At 41.8% G+C, this 25,308-nt stretch carries 23 protein-coding genes; all 23 read right to left on the bottom strand.

What is annotated here, in order from left to right; all coding sequences use genetic code 11:
• Positions 1-19 precede the first annotated feature (19 nt).
• Positions 20-931 (bottom strand): RodZ domain-containing protein, encoded by a 912-nt coding sequence (locus ACZ5B7_RS10080; protein WP_464493608.1) that lies wholly within the window; start codon positions 929-931, stop codon positions 20-22.
• Between the two features lie 20 nt (positions 932-951).
• A complete protein-coding gene (locus ACZ5B7_RS10075) occupies positions 952-1,740 on the bottom strand; it encodes a DUF3388 domain-containing protein (RefSeq protein ID WP_213140740.1) in 789 nt (262 codons plus the stop codon).
• 156 nt (positions 1,741-1,896) lie between these two features.
• On the bottom strand, positions 1,897-2,142 hold the full coding sequence (locus tag ACZ5B7_RS10070; RefSeq protein ID WP_464493607.1) for a DUF3243 family protein: 246 nt from the start codon (positions 2,140-2,142) through the stop codon (positions 1,897-1,899).
• An 80-nt stretch (positions 2,143-2,222) separates the two neighbouring features.
• Entirely contained in the window at positions 2,223-2,945 is a 723-nt protein-coding gene (ymfI, locus tag ACZ5B7_RS10065) for an elongation factor P 5-aminopentanone reductase (RefSeq protein ID WP_464493606.1), read from the bottom strand.
• Between the two features lie 60 nt (positions 2,946-3,005).
• Positions 3,006-4,301: an EF-P 5-aminopentanol modification-associated protein YfmH gene (gene yfmH, locus ACZ5B7_RS10060; RefSeq protein ID WP_464493605.1), complete on the bottom strand. Its 1,296-nt coding sequence runs from the start codon at positions 4,299-4,301 to the stop codon at positions 3,006-3,008.
• A complete protein-coding gene (gene yfmF, locus ACZ5B7_RS10055) occupies positions 4,301-5,581 on the bottom strand; it encodes an EF-P 5-aminopentanol modification-associated protein YfmF (RefSeq protein ID WP_464493604.1) in 1,281 nt (426 codons plus the stop codon). The genes yfmH and yfmF overlap by 1 nt, the downstream gene beginning before the upstream one ends.
• 155 nt (positions 5,582-5,736) lie before the next feature.
• Entirely contained in the window at positions 5,737-6,696 is a 960-nt protein-coding gene (locus ACZ5B7_RS10050; RefSeq protein ID WP_464493603.1) for an ABC transporter permease, read from the bottom strand.
• Positions 6,697-7,746 carry an ABC transporter permease gene (locus ACZ5B7_RS10045; protein ID WP_464493602.1) on the bottom strand — a complete coding sequence of 350 codons (1,050 nt, stop codon included), beginning with the start codon at positions 7,744-7,746 and terminating at the stop codon, positions 6,697-6,699. It lies immediately after the preceding gene.
• The gene (locus tag ACZ5B7_RS10040; protein WP_464493601.1) at positions 7,739-9,268 is read right to left on the bottom strand and encodes an ABC transporter ATP-binding protein; all 1,530 of its coding nucleotides are present in this window, start codon (positions 9,266-9,268) and stop codon (positions 7,739-7,741) included. Before ACZ5B7_RS10040 ends, ACZ5B7_RS10045 begins: the two co-directional genes overlap by 8 nt.
• A 209-nt stretch (positions 9,269-9,477) precedes the next feature.
• Entirely contained in the window at positions 9,478-10,563 is a 1,086-nt protein-coding gene (locus ACZ5B7_RS10035; protein WP_464493600.1) for a BMP family lipoprotein, read from the bottom strand.
• Positions 10,564-10,647: 84 nt separating this feature from the next.
• A complete protein-coding gene (locus ACZ5B7_RS10030) occupies positions 10,648-11,373 on the bottom strand; it encodes a GntR family transcriptional regulator (protein WP_464493599.1) in 726 nt (241 codons plus the stop codon).
• 213 nt (positions 11,374-11,586) lie between these two features.
• Positions 11,587-13,935, bottom strand: coding sequence for a DNA translocase FtsK (locus tag ACZ5B7_RS10025; RefSeq protein ID WP_464493598.1), 2,349 nt, complete (start codon positions 13,933-13,935; stop codon positions 11,587-11,589).
• A gap of 141 nt (positions 13,936-14,076) precedes the next feature.
• Positions 14,077-14,286, bottom strand: coding sequence for a YlzJ-like family protein (locus tag ACZ5B7_RS10020; protein WP_213140750.1), 210 nt, complete (start codon positions 14,284-14,286; stop codon positions 14,077-14,079).
• A complete protein-coding gene (locus ACZ5B7_RS10015; protein ID WP_464493597.1) occupies positions 14,283-15,038 on the bottom strand; it encodes a ClpP family protease in 756 nt (251 codons plus the stop codon). The genes ACZ5B7_RS10020 and ACZ5B7_RS10015 overlap by 4 nt, the downstream gene beginning before the upstream one ends.
• Positions 15,039-15,172: 134 nt before the next feature.
• On the bottom strand, positions 15,173-16,840 hold the full coding sequence (locus tag ACZ5B7_RS10010; protein ID WP_464493596.1) for a ribonuclease J: 1,668 nt from the start codon (positions 16,838-16,840) through the stop codon (positions 15,173-15,175).
• Between the two features lie 132 nt (positions 16,841-16,972).
• The gene (gene dapA, locus ACZ5B7_RS10005; RefSeq protein ID WP_464493595.1) at positions 16,973-17,845 is read right to left on the bottom strand and encodes a 4-hydroxy-tetrahydrodipicolinate synthase; all 873 of its coding nucleotides are present in this window, start codon (positions 17,843-17,845) and stop codon (positions 16,973-16,975) included.
• A 69-nt stretch (positions 17,846-17,914) separates the two neighbouring features.
• Positions 17,915-19,159: an aspartate kinase gene (dapG, locus tag ACZ5B7_RS10000; protein WP_213141300.1), complete on the bottom strand. Its 1,245-nt coding sequence runs from the start codon at positions 19,157-19,159 to the stop codon at positions 17,915-17,917.
• A gap of 24 nt (positions 19,160-19,183) precedes the next feature.
• On the bottom strand, positions 19,184-20,233 hold the full coding sequence (gene asd / locus ACZ5B7_RS09995; protein WP_423801707.1) for an aspartate-semialdehyde dehydrogenase: 1,050 nt from the start codon (positions 20,231-20,233) through the stop codon (positions 19,184-19,186).
• Positions 20,234-20,418: 185 nt separating this feature from the next.
• Positions 20,419-21,018 carry a dipicolinate synthase subunit B gene (gene dpaB, locus ACZ5B7_RS09990; RefSeq protein ID WP_423801706.1) on the bottom strand — a complete coding sequence of 200 codons (600 nt, stop codon included), beginning with the start codon at positions 21,016-21,018 and terminating at the stop codon, positions 20,419-20,421.
• The gene (gene dpaA / locus ACZ5B7_RS09985; RefSeq protein WP_464494466.1) at positions 21,015-21,917 is read right to left on the bottom strand and encodes a dipicolinic acid synthetase subunit A; all 903 of its coding nucleotides are present in this window, start codon (positions 21,915-21,917) and stop codon (positions 21,015-21,017) included. The genes dpaB and dpaA overlap by 4 nt, the downstream gene beginning before the upstream one ends.
• Positions 21,918-22,642: 725 nt before the next feature.
• A complete protein-coding gene (locus ACZ5B7_RS09980; RefSeq protein ID WP_423801705.1) occupies positions 22,643-22,885 on the bottom strand; it encodes a YlmC/YmxH family sporulation protein in 243 nt (80 codons plus the stop codon).
• A 105-nt stretch (positions 22,886-22,990) separates the two neighbouring features.
• Positions 22,991-24,229, bottom strand: a complete 1,239-nt coding sequence (locus tag ACZ5B7_RS09975) for a M16 family metallopeptidase (RefSeq protein ID WP_464493594.1) — start codon at positions 24,227-24,229, stop codon at positions 22,991-22,993.
• 100 nt (positions 24,230-24,329) lie between these two features.
• Complete coding sequence (locus tag ACZ5B7_RS09970) at positions 24,330-25,277, bottom strand: polysaccharide deacetylase family protein (protein WP_464493593.1); 948 nt, start codon at positions 25,275-25,277, stop codon at positions 24,330-24,332.
• Between the last annotated feature and the right edge of the window lie 31 nt (positions 25,278-25,308).

The following is a 25,308-nucleotide window of genomic DNA, read 5'->3' as shown; positions in this document are numbered from 1 at the left end:
ATAGCCATCGAAAGGATGACTATTTTTGGACCTTCGGAACATATTGGATCGTAATGTCCTGACGAACCTTCTCAGTGGGTGCGACTGCATACTCGAGCTTTTGATCATTCACATAAATATCGGCATCCAACGTTCTTCCAATCGTGATGACAGCTTCAGTTTCTGCTGATAAATCAATAGTCTGGGTATCAACACCGCCTGCTTGCAGTGTTCCGGAATAGAAAGATTTTCCTTTGCCATTCCTTACACTAACCCAGGACACGCCACGCGATATAATCTTGACGACGAATTTATCCGCATTATTCACTGAATAAGTAGAATTTCTTCCACTGGTTTGTACTACTGATAAAACTTGCTTCGGAGTTTCCTCAACAGGTGTTGTGGTTTCTTCCTTTTTTGGTTCTTCCTTAACAGTTTCTTTTTTCTTTTTATCTTCCTTTGCCTTTTCTTCGGCTTGTGCTTTTTCAAGCTTCTCGTTCTTGACTAATTTAACCTGCTCATTATCCTTGTTCGTTGATTGATTTGAATCTGTACCCGCATTCGTTGCGAAAAAATAATATAAAAGACTAGCAATACCAATGACAAAAACACCAATTAACACCTTTGGCAGCACATCAAAAATTTTCGAATTTCCTTGCGAAATTTTCTTGTGCGTCGTTACTCTTGATAATTGCTGAGGCAGTTCATCGCTATAGGAAGCCGGGATTTCACTTTTATACGTTTCAAATAGCTCTTCGGGATTTAGATGTAAGGCTTCTGCATACTGCTTAATAAATGCCCGCACATAGAAATTTCCGGGCATGGCTGAATAGTTGCCTTCCTCAATTCCAACTAAATAACGCTTTTGGATTTTTGTCATAGACTGCAAATCATCAAGACTCAAACCTTTGGCTAAACGGGCTTCTTTTAATCGATTCCCTAATTCAGTCACCGTTAACACCTTCCAATTTTTTAAAAATCAAAATCTCCAAAATCCGATCCGGAGAACATATTGTGTTGATCAACTACCTCATATGTAATTTCTTCGTCAGCGTGATTCCTTAACTCAATAATATAATCAAAATCATCAAGCGTATACTCGGAGTTTTGGACGAAAATATCCGGATGCTCAATCACCTTTACAGACGGGAGACGCATAATTTCACGGACTAGCTGCCAATGCCGCTCATTTGCCCTGCGGGTCGATACAATGCCATCAAGAATAAACAGATTATTCGCATTGTATTCGTCTTCGATTAGCTGATTGCGGATCGTTTGCTTAAGCAGGGTTGAAGAGACGAACAGCCAGCGCTTATTGGCACAAACGCTTGCGGCAACCAGTGATTCCGTTTTACCGACACGAGGCATGCCGCGAATGCCAATCAGCTTGTGGCCTTCCTCCTTAAATAATTCTGCCATAAAATCCACTAAAACCCCAAGCTCGCTTCTGATGAATCGGAACGTTTTTTTATCATCTGCATCCCGTTGTATATAGCGGCCATGTCTGACAGCAAGACGGTCCCGCAGTTTTGGTTCTCTTAATTTTATTAGTTTTATTGTGTCCATTGTATTTAAAATTGACTCAAGACGTTTAATTTGATCATCATCTTTTGCCAGTATAAGCAAGCCGCGTCTTCCTTCATCGACACCATTAATAGTTACAATATTAATAGCAAGCATTCCTAAGAGGGATGAAATATCACCTAACAAACCCGGACGGTTTTTTGTAATTTCATATTCTAGATACCATTCTTTCTTCATGCTTTAACCCCCATTTAGGATATCAATCATTTTCTATTTCAAAAACGCCCTAAAACTTATCATAAATGATTTTGATAGAAGATGAAAGAAAAAACATGTCCAAATAGTAATTAATATCTATCAAAAAAGAGAGGAGATTTCTCCTCTCTTTACACATTATTGTTTTACAAGCTTAACCATGACGTTGGCAATGGCTTGCTGCTCCTGTGGATCGGCAACTGACCACATATCGGAAAGAACTCTTTCTTGCTCATTCTTTGGATCAACGTTCCTTGCCAGATAGTCGCCAATTTGGTAAGCAATGGTGTTGATTGCTCCTTCACTCATTCCTTGAGTTTGTGCGTTGTTTAGGCGATCCCCAAGGAAGTCCTGCCATTGTTTCCAGTTATCTAAAACAGACATAATTTTGCCTCCTTTTAAGATGGTACAAGTATATTTTGCAAAACTAAGGCAGTTTCTATACATCCTGAAAGCATGAATTTTTAGGTATACCAGCCGCCATTGATGGCAAGCACCTGTCCAGTAATATAACTGGAATCATCAGATAAGAGGAAAGCTGTACCCTTAGCAATTTCTTCGGCCTGCCCCAGCCTGCCCATTGGAATTTCAAAGGCGATTCTTTCGGTTTCTTCCTCCGTAAATCCGGCCATCATCGGCGTTTCAATCGCCCCAGGGGCGATAGCATTCACACGAATCCCATTTAATGCAACTTCCTTGCTTAAGGCCTTCACAAAGGCAATCTGCGCCCCTTTAGCGGCAGAATAGGCCACTTCACAAGCGGCACCAGTCTGCCCCCATATGGATGTAATCACGACAATATTTCCTGATTTTTTACTGATTAGTTTTGGCAAAAGTTCTTTTGTCAGCATTAAGGGACTTAATACATGGACATTCATGAGTGCCATCGCTTCGTCAAGCTTTAAATCCATTAACAATCCATATTGCCCCATTCCTCCGCAATGGACAATCGCATCCAGCGAAAAGATTTGCGAGCTAACCTTTAAATAACCTTCAGGCTCAGCCAAATCGGCATGAATCGGTATGTATTCCCCCTTAAAAGGGGAAAGCTTGTTCAGCACCTCTTTAATCGATTCTTCATTTTGATTGTAATGCAAGTAAAGATGATAGCCTTTTTCTGCCAAATGGTAAGCAACCGCCTGGCCGATTCCTCCGCTCGCTCCCGTAATAAGAACATATTTATGCATATTGTTCACTCTCTCTTTATATAAGGAGGCCTGATCCCTAGGGGGCAGGCCTCTGGATTTCTATTGTTTATTTTTGGGCACGACCTGACAGACTGAAATCCGCTCGTCGGCAATCACTTCCGAAGCCAGTGACTGAACGTCAGCCAAAGTGATTTTTTCAAGTGTTGGCACGACATCAAATAGGTTCATGTCGTTAAAGGCGTAGCGGGTAAATTGGTTTGCAATATATTCAGGAGAGTTGACCGCCCTCAAGAATGCACCAATTTTCTTTTTCTTAGCCCTTTCCAGCTGTTCATCGGTAAATGTTTGGGCACCCTTTGCATCCAACAGGATTTTTTGGATTCTGTCCGCTAGCTGGTCCGGATTATTCGTATCGCCGCCGATCATCGCAAAGCCAAAGCCCTGCTCCTGCGTGTAATCGAAGGAGAAGGATTCATCGACTAATCCGTCATTATATAGCTCGTAATAGTTTTCAGAGCTCTTCCCAAATAGTAAATCAAGGAGCACATTCATGGTTAACTCGTTTTTTAACATTTCCGGGCCTTGCTGATCCACATGCAGCGCTTTCATGCCAACCAAGCATTTCGAGGTTTGCACATTCATTTGCAATACCTGTTTTTTCTCCGCAGCCTTCAAGGGCTCCTCTTCGAACTTCCGCTTTATTTCAGGCATTTCCTTATAGTCCTTTTTAGCCTGGTTGTCTTTTACCTGTTTCATGATTTTGTCCGGGTCAACCGCTCCGACAATAAACAAAAGCATGTTGCTTGGGTGATAAAAAGTATTATAGCACTCATACAGCCATTCTTTTGTGATTTCGGAAATGGACTCAATTGTTCCCGCAATGTCAATTTTGACAGGATGGTTTTGGAATAGATTTTCGATGATCCCAAAATATAGGCGCCAATCTGGGTTATCGTCATACATCGTGATTTCTTGCCCAATAATGCCTTTCTCTTTTTCCACTGTTTTATCAGAGAAATATGGGTCCTGAACAAAATCCACCAATGTTTCTAAGTTTTTTTCAACATCTGAAGTGCTTGAAAACAAATAGGCAGTCCGTGTAAATGATGTAAAGGCGTTGGCCGATGCTCCCTGTTTGCTGAATTGCTGAAAGACATCGCCATCTTCCTTTTCAAATAGCTTATGCTCCAAAAAATGGGCAATCCCATCAGGAACCTTGACAAAATTGTCTTTCCCCAAAGGTACAAATGTATTATCAACCGATCCGTACTTAGTTGTAAAGGTCGCATAAGTTTTATTAAAGCCTTTTTTCGGTAAGATATAGACGTGTAAGCCGTTTGACATTTTCTCGTGATAAAGCTCTTCTTGAAGCTGGTCAAAGCTGATTTTCTCCATTACTTGCCCGCCTCCGTTCCTGTTAAGAAATAAATGGTATCAAGGTTTATCTTATTAGCCACTGCGATGATTTCTTCTTTGGTTATTTTCAGCATATCTGTAATCCATGATTCGAGCTTAATATCTTGGTTTGCAACGACGTTATGATATAGAAGCTCGAGCAATCCCCTCGATGTATCTATGGTTTCAAGAATTTGGTTTCGTATGACGGCTTTCGTTTGAACTAGCTCATCATCCGTGAAGTCACCTTTTTGCATTGCTTCCATTTGCTCGCGAATGATTTTAACAGCCTGATCATAATTTTTATTATCGATTCCCGACATGACCATCATTAAGCCCTTATGGCTTTCAAGCCTGCTGGCTGCATAATAGGCTAGACTTGCCTTTTCCCGAACATTGATAAACAGTTTCGAATGGGCAAAGCCGCCAAAAATGCCGTTAAAAACCTGCAATGCAAAATAATCGGGATTGCCAAAGACGATATTTGTCCGGTAACCCATATTTAATTTTCCTTGTTTGACATCTTGAACTTCCTTAACCTCGTTTACTTCTGATCTGTTTTGAACCTCAGCAGCGGAAGACTTTTGTGGAGTGCGATTTTCAAATTGCAGAAGCCCTTCTGCAATAGTCTTCACTTCTTCTTCCTTTACATCGCCAATCACGTAAAGGTCCATCTCATCCTCTTTAAAGGCTCTCTGGAAATATTCGAATAAGTTTTCTGCAGTAATTGCATCGACTGCTTCAGCCTCGCCATTAACCTCCAGAGCATATGGCTCCCCTTTGCACATTTCCTGAAGGAGGCGAACATTGGAGTAGCGCATTTTATCATCATACACTGATTGAATTCTTTGCTTTTGTGTGCGTTTTTCTTTTTCAACTGTTTCCTTATTAAACGCTTGGCCGGAGACATTGGGCTTCGTCAAAATTTCTGACAATAATTCAAATCCCTTTTTCAATAAAGGACTAGGGTCGGTCAAGAATTTTTCATTTGCAATTTCTATTAGAAAGCTGACAATATGATACTCGCCCTTTTTTCCTAAATCGACGTAAAGAGTAGCTCCGTATAGATCATCCAAATAGGAACGGAGCTGTGTCGTCGTTGGATATTTGGCCGAACTGGACTGCAGGACATAAGGAAGAAGCGCTCTTTTCGTGACATCCTCTTTTGATAAAGGCGCCTTCATTCTCCATACCAAGGTATTCGTTTTATATTTATCAGTTTCAACAACATGGAGTTTATAGCCTTGCATTTGCGTTATTTTTTCAACGACTGCTTCCATTTATCTTCCTCCTGTCTGTTAAGGGTCTTAACATATGATATGAAAACATTTTTCTTTATATTTTTTCCTTTCAAATAAAACCTATACTATTAAACCTGTACAATTCAAGTTATAAAAAAAGAACCCCCAGAAAATCTGGGAGTCCAAGCAAGTATCTACCTGCTTCCTTTTATATAATGTGTTCCAACTGCCTTTGGGGCATCGGCGCGGCCGATGAATCCAGTTAAGGCTAGAATAGTTAAAACGTATGGAGCAATTAACAAATACACATTTGGTATTTCTTTTAAGAATGGCAAGCTTGATCCGATGATACTAATACTTTGTGCGAATCCAAAGAAAATAGCTGCTCCAAGTGCTCCAAGTGGATGCCATTTTCCAAAAATCATGGCCGCCAGCGCCATGAAGCCCTGTCCGCTGATGGTAGCATGACTGAAATTAGAAGTGATGGACTGTGCATAGACAGCACCGCCGATTCCGCCAAGTGCTCCAGAAAGCATTACACCTAAATAACGCATTTTAGTTACATTGATTCCCATTGTATCTGCCGCCATCGGATGCTCTCCGACAGAACGAAGACGAAGGCCGAACGGTGTTTTATAAACAATATACCAAACGATAATAGCAACGATAATCGCTACAAAGGATGTCCAATAAGTATTTTGGAAAAATATTTCCCCAATAACTGGAATATCCTTTAAAACAGGCACATCAATTTTGCTGAAGCCCTTGGAAATAATCCCAGTTTCACCTTTACCATAAATTTGTTTAACAAGGAACATTGTTAAACCAACTGCCAGTAAGTTAATAGCTACACCGGAAACGGTGTGATCAGCTCGAAAAGTGATGGACGCTACTGCATGCAATAACGAGAAAATGGCACCGGCGACCATCGCCACTAAGATGGCAAGCCAAGGGGTTGCATTTCCGAATGCATCAAAAAATGTTAAGTTAAACACGATGGAAGTAAATGCCCCAATAACCATTAATCCTTCGAGACCGATGTTAACGACACCTGAACGCTCTGAAAAAATACCGCCTAACGCAGTGAAGATAAGTGGAGCAGCCCATAAAAGTGTAGATGGAACAACAATTGTTAAAATGTCCATTAAGCTCACTTACTTCACCCCCTTCTTACCGATTCGATTAAGAAATGCTCTGATTATATAGCTGGATGCAACAAAGAAAACAATAAGTGCGATAATAATATCAACTAGTTCATTTGGCACACCCGCTTCAAGCGGCATGTTTAAAGCCCCTACTTTTAAGGCACCGAATAAAATCGCTGAGAAGAATACTCCTAATGCCGTGTTAGAACCAAGCAAGGCAATCGCGATTCCGTCAAACCCTACACCGGTAAATCCGCCTTTAACAGCCGCATATCCGAAGGTTCCAAGTCCCTCCATTGCACCGGCCAATCCAGCAAAAGCGCCGGAAATCACCATTGAAAGGATGATATTTTTATTTACATTCATCCCTGCATAGTGCGCTGCATGCTGGTTAAAACCAACTGCCCGCAATTCGAATCCTCTTGTTGTTTTTTCCAATAAGAACCACATGATAAAACAGCAGGCAATTGCAAGGATAATCCCCCAGTGAAGACGGGAATAATCTGTCAGGCTTTGGAGCCATTCTGAACGCAAGCTTGCAGATTCATGAATCATTTCTGTCTTATCACCGCTCTTAGCAGCTAAAACATTTCTTATAATATAGTTAGTCACATGCAAAGCAACATAGTTCAACATAATGGTGACAATAACTTCATGGACGCGAAAACGCGCCTTCAAAAAGCCAGGGATAAAGGCCCACAGGGCACCTGCAACAATAGCTGCCAAGATGGCAAGCGGCAGATGAATGACTTTTGGAAGGTCAAAAGCAACCCCTACCCAGACCGATGCCAGCCAACCGACAATAAATTGTCCCTCTACCCCGATGTTAAATAGCCCAACACGGAAAGCAAACGCTACCGCTAAACCAGCCGAAATATACGGTGTAAACTGGCGAATAACTTCCCCAACATAGTATACTTCTCCAAAAGCCCCGTTCCAAAGTGCTGTATAAGCGGCAACCGGGTCATATCCGCTGATTAACATAATAATGGTTCCCACGATGATTCCTAATAACACCGAAATGATCGGTGTTAAGATACCTGTTAAGCGCTTAGACATTTGCACCCGCTTCCTTTCTATTCGATCCTGCCATTAACAATCCAAGTTCTTGTTCGTCTGTATCTTTAGGATTGACAACAGCAACGATCTTCCCCTCATAAATAACAGCAATCCGGTCGCTGACATTCATAATCTCATCTAACTCAAAAGAAACAAGCAAGACGGCCTTGCCATGATCGCGCTGCTCAATGAGGCGTTTGTGGATAAATTCAATCGCACCCACATCCAAACCACGAGTCGGCTGAGCGGCAATCAACAAATCAGGATTCCTGTCCACTTCACGGCCGATGATTGCCTTTTGCTGGTTACCTCCAGAAAGAGCGCGTGCCAACGTATATTCACTTGGTGTGCGGACATCGAATTCACTAATTAAATTCCTTGCCTTATTATAAATTTCTTTAAAATTTAAGATTCCACTTTTAGAAAAAGGCTTCTGATAATAGGTTTGTAAAACCATATTTTCGGCAATTGGATAATTCAAAACAAGTCCATGTTTATGACGGTCTTGCGGAATGTGGGCTACTCCAGATTCCGTAATTTTTCTAGGGGTATGGTTTATTAATTCTTTGCCATTTAATTGAATGCTGCCGCTATCCGATTTACGCAATCCTGTAAGCGCTTCAATTAACTCGGACTGTCCATTACCGTCAACCCCGGCAATCCCGACTATTTCACCGGCACGAACTGTTAAATCCAATCCATTAACAACCGTGACACCACGTGAATCCTTCACCACTAAATCTTTAACTAGCAATACGTCTTGCTTTGGTTCAGCAGGCTTCTTTTCTGTTTTAAAGACAACTTCCCGTCCAACCATCAGGCTTGCAAGTTCATTTGGATTTGTTTCACTAACATTTACCGTACCAATCCCTTTTCCTTTGCGAATGACAGTACATCGGTCGGCGACCTCCATAATTTCTTTTAACTTGTGGGTAATAAGAATAATAGATTTACCCTCTTTAATAAGTGTTTTCATAATTTGAATTAACTCTTTAATCTCTTGCGGTGTCAGCACAGCAGTCGGTTCGTCAAAAATTAAAATCTCCGCTCCGCGGTATAATGTTTTTAAAATTTCAACCCTTTGCTGCATACCTACAGAGATATCGGAAATTTTCGCCTGCGGGTCAACTGACAATCCGTAACGTTCGGAAATTTGCCGAACTTCCTGTTCTGCTTTTTTAATGTCAATCCGGCCAGCAGATGTAATCTCTCTGCCAAGGATAATGTTTTCCGTTACTGTGAAGGTATCCACTAGCATAAAATGCTGATGGACCATCCCGATTCCAAGGTCATTGGCAACGTTAGGATCGGTAATTTTAACAGGTTTTCCCTTTACTCTAATTTCTCCAGCTTCTGGTTGGTACAAACCAAAAAGCACGTTCATCAAAGTTGATTTGCCAGCTCCGTTTTCGCCAAGCAAGGCATGAATTTCTCCCTTTTTCAATTGGAGAGTAATGTTATCATTTGCAACAAAGCTGCCGAATTCTTTCCGAATGTTTAGCATCTCGATTACATAATCCATTTTTTCTCACTCCCTGTAATGAAGGTGATGGAAATTCCGACCAATAAAAGTAAGAGGTCAGACCTTTCCAAGATTTAAAAAACAGGGATATCTCCCCATTAAAACCTTAATTGAAAGGCAGAAAATCATTTCTGCACTTCAATTAAGATTCATTAAGAAGGAATAAGCGGATTATCTTGATAATATCCGCTTATTCCCTGTTAGTAGTTTTATTTTGCACTAAAGTTTTTCAATTCATCACGAGTTTGAGGAACTTTTAAGTCACCAGATTTGATTTTTTCAATGTAGTCTTTAACCGCTTTATCAATCGCATCTTTGTTTGGAGCCTTTGCGTTAACTGGTGCTAAACCTACGCCATCTTCATGTAAGCCGTATAATACCACTTCTCCGCCAGGGAAGTTGCCATCCATTGCCTTTTTGGACAAGTCTTGAACTGCTACGTCAACACGCTTTAATGCAGATGTTAAGACTACGTCTGGACCCATGTCAGCTTGGTCACGGTCAACCCCGATTGCCCAGAAGTCTTTGCTTGGTTCTTTCGCTTTACGGTCAACAGCCTCTTTGAAAAGACCATTACCAGTAGCACCAGCAGCATGGAAGACAACGTCTGCACCAGAAGAGTACATTTTAGAAGCGATGGATTGCCCTAATTCAGCTTTGTCAAATGCACCAGAATATTGAACGTCAACCTGTACATCCGGTTTAGCAGCCTTTACACCCGCAAGGAAGCCAGACTCAAAGCGCTCGATAACTGGAATTTCCATACCACCGATGAAACCGATATGGTTTGTTTTAGTTGTTAAAGCAGCCGCAACACCCGCAAGGAACGCTGCTTCCTGCTCTTTAAAGAGGATGCTTGCTACGTTTGGCTGTTTTACTTCAGCATCAACGATTGCAAAATGATGGTCTTTTTGTTGTTTTGCAATTTCTTCAACGGCTGCCTGCATTAAGAAGCCGATTCCATATACTAAGTCAAAATCTTGGCGAGCAAGAGTATTTAAGTTTGTTGCATAGTCAGCATCTGATTTGGACTGAAGGTAAGAGTAACCGCCTTTTCCTTCTTTCAAGCCGTTATCTTTACCGAACTTTTGAAGGCCTTCCCACGCTGATTGGTTAAAGGATTTGTCATCTACACCGCCGACGTCAGTAACCATTGCTACAGAGAATGATTTTCCTTTTTCTCCGCCTTTTGATGTTTCAGTTCCTTTGTTGTCATCACTTTTTCCACAAGCACCTAATAGTGTTCCAGCAGCAAGAACAAGTGATAGCGCCATTCCAACTTTACGCTTTTTCAAGGTATCTTCCCCCTAAGAATGTTGTTTGATAGTAGAAATGGTATAAAACTGGACTGATTGCGTTTTCATTACCATTAAAAATTTTTACACTCGTTTCCTAAGTACATGAAAACTAAATTTGTCCGCCTTAAAATAGTTTACCGAAAAAAGGACAGGTTCATCCGTTTCATCGAAATGCATTTGTTTTAATACCAATAATGCAGTCTCCGGGTCACATTCTAAAATTGGGGAAATTTTTTCATGATAGCCAATCGGCTCGATTTGGGCAACCGCGTATGTAATCCTTCTGTTTGCCTCGTCTCCTAATATGTTGAAGATCGATTCTTCACCATGAGAAAAGGTTTCTGGTAATATGTGTGCTGGAACCTTGTCGATACAATAAACGACTGGTTCTCCATTGGCGGTTCTTACTCTCTCAATCACGACCATTTCCTCATCAGCAGAACATGAGAAACGACGAATATCCTCTTCCGATGGGCTTTGAGTTGATGACCTTAAGAAAATAGTTCCTGGTTTCATGCCAGCTTGTTTGATCATGTCAGTAACACTGCTTAACTGTTCAATCCCCGATGTGAACAATGGCTTTGCGTTAACAAACGTACCAACCCCATGGCGTCTGATAATCACATTTTCCTCTTCAAGAATTCTTAATGCTTCTCGAAGTGTAGCCCTGCTGACACCAAGCTGTTTGGCAAGATCGAATTCTGATGGCAGTTTCTCTTTTTCTTTGTATATACCCTCTTCAATATCCTGCTTAAGCCGATCGATTACTTGTAAATATAAATGCCGGTTATCTGACTTGATGGACATGCTGCTTTCCTCCAGCCTTTTCCTTAGACATCAGACCTCTGATATCATTCCTACTAATCGCAATAATCTTATCATGTTTTTTGCGAGAAATAAATAGAAATCCATGATTTTGTCGAAAAAAGACGAAAAGATAAAAATCATCTTTAACGCCTATTACTATTTTATCAACTTTCCATAAAAGTAGAATAAAAAAAGAGCCATAAGGCCCTTTTTTTAAGAGCTCTTTTCCTCGTTTGGCTTCGTAATTAAGACCGCACGAGGTTTGCTTCCTTCATATGGCCCTACCACTCCGCGGAGCTCCATTTCATCTATCAGTCTTGCCGCTCTTGTATAGCCAATCCGGAAGCGGCGCTGCAGCATCGAAACTGATGCCGTTTGCATGTCAACAATCAATTCAACTGCCTCGTCATATAATTCGTCTTCAACCTCTCCAGCAGCCTCTGGGATATCATCTGGGATCATTTCCTCCTGATATTGAGCCTTTTGCTGGGAGATAACAAATTCAACCGTGTCCTCCACTTCTTGATCTGAGAGGAAGGCACCTTGGACACGTACCGGTTTTGTCGCACCGACCGGCATAAAGAGCATGTCCCCTCTGCCGAGAAGCTTTTCCGCTCCGCCCATGTCGAGGATTGTCCGTGAGTCTGTTCCGCTTGATACTGCGAAGGCGATGCGGGAAGGAATATTGGCCTTGATGACCCCGGTGATGACATCGACGGATGGACGCTGGGTCGCAATAATAAGATGAATCCCGGCCGCACGGGCCATCTGCGCCAGCCGAGTAATCGAATCCTCTACATCTGAAGAGGCAACCATCATTAAATCCGCCAACTCGTCCACTATGACAACAATATACGGCAATAACGGCTGCTTATCATCTTCTTCGAGATTATGTTTTCGAACATGGTCATTATAGCCTTCTATATTCCTTGTTCCGGTATGGGAGAATAACTCATATCGTCTTTCCATCTCGCTGACAACCTTTTTCAACGCTTGTGAGGCCTTTTTGGGTTCTGTCACTACTGGCGCAAGCAGATGGGGAATTCCATTATAAACATTTAACTCAACCATCTTCGGGTCTATCATCATTAATTTTACTTCATGGGGCTTTGCCCGCATTAAAATGCTCGTAATTATTCCGTTGATACATACACTTTTTCCGCTTCCTGTTGCACCAGCGACAAGAAGGTGGGGCATTTTATTTAATTCTGCCAGCACGGCCTCGCCCGTGATATCCCTGCCAAGTGCAATCATTAGCTTGGCATCCGGCTTATCATTTTGCGTTGCTTCCAAAACCTCTCTTAGTGAAACCATTGCAACTTCGGAATTTGGAACCTCTATCCCAATCGCTGATTTTCCGGGGATTGGAGCTTCCATTCGAATGTCCTTTGCTGCTAGTGCTAATGCGAGATCGTCGCTGAGGCTGACGATTTTGCTGACTTTAACACCGACATCAGGATGGACTTCATATTTTGTCACCGCAGGTCCCAGGTGCACTTGTGTAACACGTGCTTTGACTCCAAAGCTTTGGAAGGTTCTTTCCAGTTTGGCTGCATTTTTATTGATCAGTTCATATTCACCGCTTTGGTCGGTTTTCTTTGGAAGTTTCAGAAGCCTGAGCGGCGGCAATTCATAGGATGCATTTTCTACTTCGGCAAATGAGATAGGAGGAGTATTGTCTTCCTCAGGTTCCTCTTGTTTGCTCCGTCTGCTCTTGGCCGGTTCTCGCTGCGGTCTTTCCCTAGGCAGCTCCTCCTGATATGCCCGATCCGCAAAATTGGAGATTAACGGTTCAGGGATGACAGCTTCGTCTATATCAGCCTGTGGTTCGGGGACGTTTGCGGGAGTCTGCTGAATCCGCCTGTTTTCTTGGGCCTGCCTTCTTTGATTGCTCCGCTCGGTCCGCCTTTCCTGCTGTTTCTGTTTCCATTCGGCTACATCCGTTTTAAAAGCTTGCCACTGGGTTTTTGAAAAGCCAAAAACCCCCATCAAGATTTTTGCTACAAAATCACCAAATGATTTGCCGGTTAGTAAAATAAACCCTACTAAAATAAAAATAAAGGCAATGATTTTTGTACCGGTTTCTGCAAATAAATAATGAAACAGAGCAAACAATATGGCCCCAAGGATTCCTCCACCGAGATCATGTGTACTGGTTTCCCCCCGGACCTCCATCATGAATAACTCCCATGTATTGTTGATGACACTAGGGTTCTTAAATTTCCCATTATTGCTCAGCAAATCAAACAATGTAACGTGACTCAAAAGAAGAATAGCTGAAACAATAAAATAACTGCCTACAAGCTTAATATGAAAGAAAAATGGAATCTCCCTTTTCCACATTAAATAAATACTTAGTATAACCAGCCCCAGTAAACTAAGCATGTACCATTCACCCATCCAAAAACGGAAGAACAGGACGGTTGCTCTGCCGACGGCCCCAAGCTTTGCAATTGAAATAATCGCTAATGCTAGGATTGCCAGTGCCGATAATTCATATTGGACCGTCCGTTTTAGCTGGGTATCTCGTCTTTTCGGTTGTCGTTTCTTTTTTTTGGCCATGCAATCACCTTTATATTATTGATTTTATTCTAATGATGCCTCGACTTTTTTGTGATAAAGGCAGAAAAGCAGCCTTATTTTGGCTGCTCTTGTCTCTTTACCCTTATTATACCATAATGTGTTAATAGTTTTCCCTTATCCTTAAAAAGAAATTTTTGCACCAGGGCAAATCTGATCATTCAAAAAATGCTGTGGATCACTGCTTAATACTCGAATGACTTGATAATTTTGCTGGTCTGTTTGTTCGACCAATAAAGGGATGCCCTGGTAGGAAACCGTTTGCTGATTTTTGAAGGCATCTGCATCATAAGGGAATATTAGCTCCTGCGGCATCATCGTATATAAAATCATTGAATCAGTCCCTTATTTTCATCCTTTTTTAACTCAATCAATTCATTCAGTTTCTTCATCGCATGACCGAGGCCCCCTACTTCATCTATCAACCCATATTTCACAGCTTCTTCGCCAATCACGTTTGTTCCGATATCCCTCGTTAAATTCCCTTTAGCAAACATTAATTCTTTAAAGGTTTCTTCCGGTATTTTTGAATGCTTGGTTACAAAACTAACAACCCGCTCCTGCATTTTGTCCAGGTATTCAAAGGTTGCAGGGACGCCGATGACCAGTCCTGTCAAGCGGATTGGATGGATTGTCATCGTTGCGGTTTCAGCAATAAAGCTGTACGTGCAGGAAACAGCGATCGGAACTCCAATTGAATGGCCGCCGCCAAGGACAATCGAAACGGTTGGTTTCGATAAAGTGGCCAGCATTTCCGAAATGGCGAGTCCTGCCTCAACATCACCGCCTACCGTATTTAAGATAATCAATAATCCTTCAATATTCGGGTTTTGTTCAATCGCTACAAGCTGGGGAATAATATGTTCATATTTTGTCGTTTTGTTTTGCGGTGGAAGCGCCATATGCCCCTCAATTTGTCCCACAATCGTCAAACAGTGAATTTTTGAATCTAGGGATAATTGCGGGACATTCGTTTGTCCAAGCTGCTGTATTTTTTCTACTAAAGGAGAAGCAGGTTTTTCCTCTTTTTGTGGCTCAGTGCTCCCTGGATTCTCCGCATCATTTTTAATAAAATTGTTATTCATCCCAATACTCCCTTCAAGCATGATATCTTTTAGTATTCGCCTATGAAATAAATTCATGCTTGAAAAATAAACATCAAAAGGGGCCTGTCCCCCGCTGCATGGATCTTAAGCAGCGGGGGCAGGCCCCTATAAGATTATACTTCCATTATAATTGGCAGAATCATCGGCCGTCTTTTTGTTTTTTCAAAGAGGTAACGATTTAAATCATCTCTTATTTCCTGCTTTAAGCTTGACCATTCAAAGCTTTCCTTGGCAATATTTCTTTCAACGATATCACGGACTAATTTAGTGGAGTCATCCATTAACTTTTCAGACTCCCGGACGTAAACAAATCCCCTTGAGATAATTTCCGGTCCGGCGGCAATTTTCTTTTCCTTCTTTGTCAGGGTGACGACAACTATTAATATGCCATCCTGAGACAATAATTTACGGTCCCGCAGCACAATGTTCCCTACATCGCCTACGCCAATTCCATCAATCAGGACATTTCCGGATGGCACTTTACCTGTAATGGCAAACTTCCCTTCTTTCCACTCCACCACGTCACCGCGATCTGGAATGGAAATCTGCTCATCGCGAAGACCGCATTCTATTGCAATTTTCCGATGGGCTTTCAACATCCGGTATTCGCCGTGAACAGGAATAAAGAATTTAGGCTTCATCAGGTTAATCATAAATTTCAATTCTTCTTGGCTGCCATGGCTTGAAACATGGATGGTCCGTTTCCCGGAGACAACATTAGCGCCCGCTCTAAACAGCATATCAATTGTTTTAAATAAAAATACTTCGCTGCCCTTTAGCGGCGAGGCAGCTATCAAGACAGTATCACCCGGCTGGATATTGATCAGCTTATGTGTCTGCTTGGCCATTTTTTGCAGCGCCTCAATTGGTTCCCCCTGGCTTCCAGTCATCAAGACGGCAATTTCTTTGTCTTGATAATTCTTAATCTCATCAATAGATATGATTAAATCATCCGCCACCTCTAAATAACCCAAATCCATGGCAATGTGGTAAATTCGCTCAAGACTTTTTCCAACTACTGCGACTTTACGTTTGTTCTCCTTGGCTGCATCAAAAATATGCTGAATTCTATTAATATCAGATGCAAAGCAGGCAGCAATAATCCGTCCCGGCGCATTGTAAAAAGCGTTCGATAATTCGCGCTCGACGATTGCTTCAGACGTTGTATAACCCGGTTTTTCCGCTTCGGTACTGTCTGATAGCAAGCATAATACACCCTGTTCACCGATAGCTGCCATTTTTCCAATTTCCGGCTTATAAAGCCTGGTGGCTGCCTGATCAAATTTAAAGTCGCCCGTGTAAACAATGATTCCTTCTGAAGTGTGAATACAAACCCCAACTGAATCTGGAATACTATGATTGGTCCTGAAAAAGCTTACCTGGACAGTATCTAAATCGAGAACCATATTGGAATCTATCTCGATAAAGTCAGCTTTTCCATTAAAGTCCTGCTCCTTTAATTTGGCTCCTGCTAGTGCAAGTGTCAGTTTCATTCCGTAGACAGGCGCATCGATCTGCCGAAGTATGTATGAAAGAGCCCCGATATGATCCTCATGTCCATGCGTTAGAAATATTGCTTTAACCCGGTCCCTATTCTCCTTTAAGTAGGTGATATCAGGTATTACCATATCAATGCCCAGCATTTCTTCCTCGGGGAACATTAGCCCGGCATCAATGACGAATATGTCCTTGTCCACTTCCACCAAATACATATTCTTTCCGATTTCCCCTATTCCACCAAGTCCAATTATCTTGATGGATTGATTTTTTTTCTTTATCAAATCCTTTTCCTCCTAAACCTAAGTTGCTCCGATCGAAATCAGTTAGGTTTATTATACTTGAAATCGGAAAACCTTTACAATGGTAAAAAAGGAAAAAACCAACCGAGCTTTTGGCGGTTGGTTTCTTCGCATTTATTTATGATTTAAAATTTCAATCAAATTAGCACGTTCCTGCTCTGTCAATCCCACTAGCGGCAATCTAACGGATCCAACATCCAAGCCTTTAATTTGCAGAGCTGTTTTCACAGGTGCTGGACTTGGTGCAGCAAATAATCCCTGCATCAACGGGAGCAGACGCTGATGTAATTTGGCTGCCCGTTGATTTTCTCCGTCAAAAAATGCTTTCACCATCTCTTGTAATTCATTGCCAATGACATGTGAGGCGACTGAAACAACCCCTGCACCCCCGATGGACAGCACGGGCAGCGTAACCGCGTCATCGCCACTGTATAAAGCAAAGTCATCATCGGTATTAGCAATTATGTGAGTCATTGCATTTAAATCCCCACTCGCTTCTTTCACAGCCACAATATTTGGTATTTTTGACAAGCGGATAATCGTATCCGGGTGAATTGTCACAACCGACCTGCTCGGGATATTGTAGACCATTACCGGAAGGGTAGTTGATTCGGCAATTGCTTTAAAATGCTGGTATAGACCCTCTTGATTCGGTTTATTGTAATACGGTGCGACCAGCATAATAGCGTCCACACCGACCTGCTCCGCTTTTTTTGTCATCTCGATTGATGCGTACGTATTATTGCTGCCTGTTCCGGCAATAACAGGGATTCGTTTATTTACGGCTTTCACAACATGGCTGAATAACGCCAGTTTTTCTTCTTTCGATAAGGTTGGTGATTCACCTGTTGTACCTGCCACAACAAGTGAATCTGTACCATTATCAATTAAATAATTGATTAGCTTCGTGGTTTTGCCAAAGTCAATATGCCCTTTATGATCAAAAGGCGTTACCATTGCAGTGGATACTCGCCCGAAATGAACCATTTTATTTCTCCTTTCGAAACTTTCGCTCCCTAAATCTGGTGCTTCTAACATCCTATTCAAAAGGTTTTCTTAAAAATCCAAGCTATTTAATTCTAGTGATTCATCTTCAAGGTGAAAGGCACTATGCAAGGCGTTTACTGATTTTACTAAATCTTCCTGCTTGACGAGGACCCAAATCGTCGTATGGCTGTCTGCCGATTGCAGAATCCGGATTCCTTGATTTGAAAGGGCAGTTACAATCTTTGAAGTAACCCCCGGAACTCCCGCGATCCCGGCACCTACTACGGAAACCTTGGCACAATGACGTTCAACCTCTGGCTCGTGTCCCAATTCATTTAGTACCCGGATTGCTTTATCTGTCATTTCTTCTGTAACCGTATATACAACTCCGCTTGGAGAAATGTTGATAAAATCCACACTAATCTTCTCATTTGCCATCGCTTTAAATACTTCTGCCTGCAAGTAGTACTGTTCCTTTTTGGCAAAAACCTTTATTTGCGAAACGTTCGAAACATGGGCAATTCCCGTTACCAACCGTTCCTTGATGTCACTGCCGCGATTATTTTTATTTAAAGTAGTCACCAATGTTCCCTCGGATTCTGAATAAGTGGAACGAATCCGAATCGGCACTTTTGCTTGCATGGCGATTTCAACTGCCCTAGGGTGAATGACCTTTGCTCCCTGATAGGCCATATTACAAACCTCTGTATAGGTAACAACTGATAACGGCCGGGCATTTTCGGCAATGCGCGGGTCAGCAGTCATAATTCCTTCTACATCGGTAAAAATATCAATCCACTCAGCATTAAGTGCGGCTCCCAAAGCAGCAGCGGATGTATCGCTGCCACCGCGGCCAATCGTCGTCACATCGCCATTTTTGGCTGCTCCCTGGAATCCGGCAACCACGACGACATCATGGCTTTCCAGTTCCCTAAGTAAGCGATCGCACTTCATTTCAACAATTTTGGCATTGGTATGGTCGTTATTGGTTCTAAACCCTGCTTGAGCCCCAGTTAATCCCGTTGCATTAATACCGCTCTCAAGCAACATATTCGTAAACACAATGCTAGAGATTACTTCTCCACAGGACAGTAATAAATCATGCTCACGTTTAGAAATGTTACTTGTATTGCCGCCAATCAGGGACAGTAACGTATCGGTTGCATATGGATCGCCCTTTCTTCCCATCGCGGATACGACAACGACTACTTTATAGCCCTCAGCCAGCGCTTTTTCAATATGTCCCTGCGCATATTTCCTGCTAGATTCATCTTTGACGGAGGTCCCGCCAAATTTTTGAACAATGATTTTCATGGTAAACACCAAAACCTGCCTTCTCTATTTTACAAGCCCTAATTCCACTAATCTTTGTGCGATTTGGACGGAGTTCCAGGCTGCTCCTTTAAGAAGATTGTCTGAAACTACCCACATGTGAAATCCTTTGCTATTATCGATGTCATTTCTAATTCTTCCGACAAAGACCTCATTCTTGCCAACACAGTCGGCTGGCATCGGGTATACTTGGTTTTCTGGATCGTCTTGCAGAATCACCCCAGGTGCATCTTTAAGAAGCGCTTTGATTTCTGCGGCGCTCACATTATCCTCTTCAATTTCAAAATAAACGGATTCAGAATGTCCTACAGCTACCGGCAGACGAACACAAGTCGCGGAAACCTGAAGCTCCGGAAGATGCATGATCTTTTTCGTTTCATTAATCATTTTCATTTCTTCATAGGTATAGCCATTTTCCTGGAATTTATCAATTTGCGGAATCGCATTAAAAGCAATCTGATAGTGTTTTTTATCAGATTTCACAGGTAAAATTTGTGGTTCATACGATTCTTCATTTAAAATTGCCTTTGTCTGTTGAAGAAGTTCTTCTACCGCTGCAGCACCTGAACCGGAAACAGCTTGGTAGGTGGAAACAATAATTTTTTTCAAGCCAAACTTTTGACGGATTGGTTCTAAAGCAACCACCATCTGGATGGTTGAACAGTTTGGATTAGCAATGATTCCATTATGTTCAAATAAGTCTTTTTCATTAACTTCAGGAACAACTAAAGGAATATCGGTGTCCATACGGAATGCACTGGTGTTGTCAACGCAAACTGCACCGCGTTTTGCTGCCTCAGGAGCCAATTCTTTGGAGACACTTCCGCCCGCACTGAACAATGCGATATCTACACCCTCAAAGCTCTCTGGCTTTGCTTCTTGCACTGTATATTCACGGCCATTTATATCGACCTTTTTTCCTGCCGAACGAGCGGAGGAAAGCAGGGTTAACTCTCTAATTGGAAAATTCTCTTTCATTAAAGTTTGGATCATTTGTTGGCCAACAGCGCCTGTTGCTCCGACAACTGCGACGTGAAATCCATTTTGATGACTCATTCTTGTTCCCCTTCCTATTCACTGGCCGGTTATTCCCTTAAGTTTAAGTTTTCTTGCTGCCAGTATAGTAATATTTTATGATTGTTTTCATCAGCGGATTAACTTATTAACCCACTGATGAAAGATTAATTTATTTTATCATATTATTTGAAAGAAATAACCTTTTTTAATGAAGGGAAAGGAAATTAGTCCTCATCTTTGTATCTTTCAACCAATACCGGCTGAATCTGTCTGCCTTCCATTGCTGCTTCCACTGTTTCCGGAAGCATTGTCATTCTCGCCACCATTGAATTCGGTTTATTTATCGGGTCATCCTGTCCGTAAGGAATAAAGAAAATGTGTTTAGTGGCCATCAGTTTCATCAGGTTTACCCCATTTAACCCTAAAGCGTCATTCGTGGAAATACCTAAGACAACCGGCTTTAAATTTCGAAGCGTTGCTTTTGCCGCCATTAAAACAGGGCTGTCATTCATGGCATTGGCAAACTTGCTCATCGATACTCCTGTTAAAGGAGCAATTACCATACAATCGAGCGGCATTTTCGGTCCTAACGGTTCTGCTTTTACAATGGAATCAATTAGGTTATTGCCAGTTAAATCGACAATTCGCTGGACCCAATCTTCGCCTTTTCCAAAGCGGGTATCAGTGTTTTTAACCGTAAAAGTTACAATTGGAACCACCTCTGCGCCAGCCTGCACCAGTTTTTCAATTTCCGGAAATACAGCGTCATACGTACAATGTGAACCCGTTAATCCAAAACCAATTCTTTTACCTTTTAAACTCATTTTCCATTCCCCTTTCGATCTGGTTCTGTCTCTGAAAGCAGCTGGGATAGGACATCTGCTAAAATTTGCCCCGCTGTTTTGGGAGCGACAATTCCAGGCAGGCTGGGTGCAAGGAGGGCTTTGATTCCTCTCTTTTCTGCGTAACGAAAATCGGTTCCTCCCGGTTTTGAGGCAATGTCGATTACAATGGTATGTGCGGGTAGTTTGGCAATGACTGATGCATTAACAATTGGCTGCGGGATTGTATTGATTAAAATGTCTGTACCCGACACTTCCGTTTCAATATTGCTTAATTGAAACGGTGTCAGTGCCATTTCCGTAATTCTAGCAAGATGTTCGCTTTTTCTTGCCCCGACTTTTACTTTTGCCCCTAATGCATGGAATGCCCTTGCAATACTCATACCGCACCGTCCCAATCCTAGGACAGTTACATTAGAACCATGAATCGTAAAGTCAGTATGCTGGATGGCCATCATAAGTGTTCCTTCAACAGTCGGAATCGAATTATAAATGGCTACATCATCTCTTGAAAACAACTGGACTAGTTTTTTGTTTGTTTGGTCTGTAATCCCGTTTAAATAGGAATTGCTGATTCCTGAATAAATGGTACAATGCTCAGGAGTTTTCGAAAGAATATCCTCTGTTAAGACCACTTTCTCGTTGGAAAAAATCGTCTCTACTTGACCTTCTAAATTTGTGCCAGCGACTGGCAGAATAATGGCATCGATATTCGAAAAGTCAACCTCGGAGATTTTCTCCTTGACTGCACCAGTAAAGGCGTGGTCAAGCTGTTCAAATCCAATCAGTGCTAGTTTAGCATCTAATTCCGTTAACTTTCGGATAATTTCCAGCTGCCTGGCATCACCACCAATAACGGCTATCTGCATCCCTGTCAGCATGAAAACATTCACCTTCTTTTTTAAAGAATCCATTCAATTTTTCCTTTGTTCTTTATCACTTCCCCATCTTATGTAAGAAAGTTTCAATCGGTGAGTTTTCCACGCGGGAATATGCAAAAAAGCCCAAGCAAATTAAATTGCTTGGGCTTCAGGCTATCTTTTTTCTACTTATTAAATGTTATTAATATAGAGGCCTTAAATAGGTCTGTTGATTTCCGCTCCAGGAGCTTCGCTTTCCGCGGGCGTGCCGGGGAGCCTCCTCGGCGCTAAAGCGCCTGCGGGGTCTCCCCAGCCCCGTAGTCCCGCAGGAGTCTTCGCTCCTTCCGCTCCAATCAACAGGTTTTCAATTAGGATATTTAACTCACAATAAATAATATAAATTAGTGGTGAAATAAATGTTTCAGCAAAAAAAGTATAGCTAAAGTGAATAATTTGTTTTCTATAGATGAATTAGTACCACGCGAAAAACCGCTAATCGACTGCAGACTGCCAAAATATGAAAAAGATTGCAACACACTTAGAAACGATGCAAAATGTGTGTTGCAATCCTTTAGGTTGATTGGATACCCTGATGATTGGAGCGGAGGGCACTCGACTCCTGCGGGAAATAGAGGTCACTGGAGACCCCGCAGGCGCAAAAGCGCCGAGGAGGCTCCAGGACCTCCCCGCGGAAAGCGAGTGCCCGGAGCGGAAATCAACAGGCCCATTTGCAGGGACCATCAATATTAATCTTCTTCCGGAACATCGATGATGATCATATCTGACCCAATCTTTTTAATGTGTTGCCAGGGTACTCTTATTTCATCCCCTTGCTTTCTCAGTCCAAACCATTTGACGGACGGGATTAAGAGCGCCTGGATTTGACCTGTGCTTTCATTTATTTCTAGATCTGTTTGGCCCAAGACACCTAGGCGCTCTGCTTTTTTTACATCGACAATTTCTTTTCCGCTTAATTCACTCAACCTCATATAAGCCGCCCCCTATTCCTCACTTACTATATATTTATAGAGGGAAGTCCTTATTTAGAATAAAGAAAAAAACAGTTCACCGAGGCAAACTGTTTTTTTCGTTAATTATGCTAAATTGGTTGGGAATTCTCCGTCAGGGCTGATTAACGACACGGAATACTTATCAGTAAATACATCCCTTGTCATTTTGTCTACGCTTTCTTTTGTTACTGCATCAATTTGTTCAATGATTTCATCAAGCGAGCGATGGCGCTTTAATAGGAGTTCATTTTTTCCGTTTCGGCTCATCCGGCTGTTCGTACTTTCCAGACTCAACATAAGACTGCCCTTCAGCTGTTCCTTGCTGTTCGTTAATTCCTTTTCCGTTATGCCTGTTTGTTTTAATTTTTCAAGCGTTTCCTGAACAGTATCAAACAATACATTTAATTGCTTTGCCCCGGTACCGCCGTAAATAGTCACAATGCCGCTGTCTTGATAAGCAGAATGATAGGAAAAAACGGAATAAGCCAATCCTCTTTGCTCGCGTACCTCTTGAAATAATCGGGAGCTCATGCTTCCACCCAAAATATTATTCAAGGTAATCAAGCTATAAATATCTTCATGACCAACCTTTAATCCTTTAAACCCGATACAAAGGTGCGCCTGTTCAGTTTCCTTTTTCCGTGAAATCCGGTTGGCATGGAAAACAGGAACATTTTCTTGTACTGTTGTGCTTCCGCCTTGGTAGGAGCCAAAGTAGGCTTCCACTTCTTGAATGAAGCTTTCTGGAACATTACCTGCAATTGAAATCACAACATTTTCAGGTGTGTATCGTTCATGAATATATTCCTTTAACGTATTGCCTGTAAAAGAGTTCAGTGTTTCTTCAGTTCCTAGAATTGGATAACCAAGCGGATGGTCTTCATAAACAGCCCTGCTCAGCAAATCATGAACAATATCATCAGGTGTATCTTCATACATCTTTATTTCTTCTAAAACCACATTTTTTTCTTTCTTTAATTCCTCTTCCACAAAGGTAGAGTTAAAGAACATATCTGCCAATACGTCTAAAGCAAACTTTGAATGGGTATCGAGTACCTTAGCGTAATAGCATGTGTATTCCTTTGAGGTAAACGCATTTACCTGACCGCCAATGCTGTCAAAGGATTCAGCAATTTCTTTAGCAGTTTTGGTAGTGGTTCCTTTAAAAAACATATGTTCAAGGAAATGGGAAATCCCGTTTGTCTCAGGATTTTCATCTCTTGATCCCGTTCCAATCCAGATACCAATGGCAACGGACCTTACGGTAGGGATTTGTTCTAATACAATTCTTGCTCCATTTTGGCACGTGTATTTGTTAATCATCGACTTCCTCCTGTCTATAAACAGCAGATGCTACTTCCCAATTGTTAATTATACCTATAATCACTATATTCTCCAACTTTTAGGTATTTCTTCCCTCAATTTATTTTATGACCCTTTCCTCGCTCATTAATTCAGAAACCGTCCCAATCTGTAAATTCTTTTGTTCGATTAAGGTAATTAATCGATCTAAAGATTTTGCCGTCGATTCGGTTGGGTGCATGAGGATTAACGACCCATTGCCAATCTTGCCCATTACCCGGTTAATTAAGGCATCTGGAGAAGGCTTTCTCCAGTCCACAGTATCTACCGTCCACATGACTGTTTTCATGTTTAATTCATCTGCGATTTTGACTGTTTCGTCGCGATAACTGCCGCTCGGAGGAGCAAACCATTCTGTCTTTTTATCGGTCACGGCTTCGATCACTTCATTGGTTTTCACCATTTGTTCTCTGGTCTGGGCAGCTGTAAGCTTTGCCATATCCGGGTGGGAATACGAATGGTTTCCTACCTCATGCCCGGCACTAACAATCATTTTGGCCAACTCTGGGTTCTTTTTAGCCCAGTTGCCTTCTAGAAAAAAACTTGCCGATACGTTATGATTTTTTAACGTTGCCAGCATATCTGATAAATATTCATTTCCCCAGGCAACGTTAATAATAAAGCTGACCATCGGTTTATCGGGATGCCCCTTATAAATAGGTGAGGGCGGCAGATCTTTAAGCTGCACTTTAGGCTTCACCTGTTTAAAGACGAGCTTTTTCTCATCAAAAGTGCCTTTCTTTTTCATATTTTGATAAGAAGCAGCGAGGTCAACTGCAAGGCCATTGTATCCCGGTATCGCCTTCCAAACCGGATCGATTTTCGCATCTGAAGGCGGTTTCTCATATTCAGGCGCATTTTTTACAATGCTTTGGTATAAGGAATCCGTCTCCTTTACTGCCGGAAGTGCTGATCCCTTTAAGGCGGAAACATATTTATGTACAATTGGACTATTTACAATAAGGAAAGCAGCAAGCACAATTACCGCGATAATTATCTTTTTTTTCATTCTTCCTCTTCCCCCTTCTATACAGATTATG

Source organism: Neobacillus sp. S1115 (assembly GCF_055385565.1).
The sequence above is the reverse complement of the archived record's forward strand: the minus strand, read 5'-3'. Positions and strand labels throughout refer to the sequence as shown.